This window comes from Streptococcus sp. HMSC065H07 (assembly GCF_001837325.1).
Classification (GTDB): Bacteria; Bacillota; Bacilli; order Lactobacillales; family Streptococcaceae; genus Streptococcus; species Streptococcus salivarius_H.
This window is the reverse complement of the sequence record NZ_KV832047.1, coordinates 1-1,315: the sequence shown is the minus strand read 5'-3', so window position 1 is coordinate 1,315 and position 1,315 is coordinate 1. Positions and strand designations below refer to the sequence as shown.

Genomic DNA, 1,315 nt, shown 5'->3' with positions numbered 1-1,315 from the left:
ACTTATCCAGATGGCTCTAAGGATGAAGTCCCAGTTAAAGTGACAGTAGTAGACCCACGTACAGATGCCGATAAGAATACCCCAGTAGCGAAAGATCAAACTGTTAAAGTTGGTGACACACCAGATGCCAAGAACTCAATCGGTAATGTCTCAGATCTTCCAAGTGGTACTACATTTGAATATAAGACACCGGTAGATACAACAACAGAAGGTGAGAAAGACGCTACTGTAGTGGTTACTTACCCAGACGGTTCTAAGGATGAAGTACCAGTTAAGGTTACTGTAGCCGCAAATCCAACTCAAGCTGATGTAAATACTCCTGTAGCTAAGGATCAAACCGTTAACGTAGGTGAAACACCAGACGCTAAAGGTTCAATCGGCAATGTCTCAGACCTACCAAGTGGCACAACATTTGAGTACAAGACACCAGTAGATACAACAACAGCTGGTGAAAAAGACGCTACTGTTGTTGTCACTTACCCAGACGGCTCTAAGGATGAAGTCCCAGTTAAGGTAACAGTCGTAGATCCACGTACGGATGCGGATAAGAACACACCAACACCTAAGGACCAAACTGTTAATGTAGGTGAAACACCAAAAGCACAAGATTCAATTGGCAATGTAGGTGACCTTCCAAGTGGTACGAAGTTTGAATTCAAGACTCCAGTGGATACAACAACTCCGGGCGATAAAGGAACAACAGTAGTTGTGACTTATCCAGATGGTTCAATTGATGAAGTGCCAGTCACTATCAAAGTTGTAGATCCACGTACGGATGCGGATAAGAACACACCAACACCTAAGGACCAAACTGTTAATGTAGGTGAAACACCAAAAGCACAAGATTCAATTGGCAACGTTGGTGATCTTCCAGAAGGAACTAAGTTCGAATTCAAGACTCCAGTGGATACAACAACTCCGGGCGATAAAGGAACAACAGTAGTTGTGACTTATCCAGATGGTTCAATTGATGAAGTGCCAGTCACTATCAAAGTTGTAGATCCACGTACGGATGCGGATAAGAACACACCAACACCTAAGGACCAAACGGTTAATGTTGGTGAAACACCAAAAGCACAAGATTCAATCGGCAATGTAGGTGATCTTCCAGAAGGAACTAAATTTGAATTTAAGACTCCAGTGGATACAACAACTCCGGGAGATAAAGGAACAACTGTCGTTGTGACTTATCCAGATGGATCTAAGGACGAAGTTCCTGTATCAGTTAAAGTGGTAGACCCTCGTACAGATGCAGATAAGAACACACCAACGCCTAAGGATCAAACTGTTAATGTAGGTGAAACACCAAAAGCAC

The 1,315-nt window shown here is 43.0% G+C and carries 1 protein-coding gene; it reads left to right on the top strand.

Annotated elements, in window-relative coordinates; genetic code table 11:
- The coding region (locus tag HMPREF2637_RS10980; RefSeq protein ID WP_256316154.1) for a Rib/alpha-like domain-containing protein at positions 1 to 1,315 on the top strand (1,315 nt) is incomplete at both ends.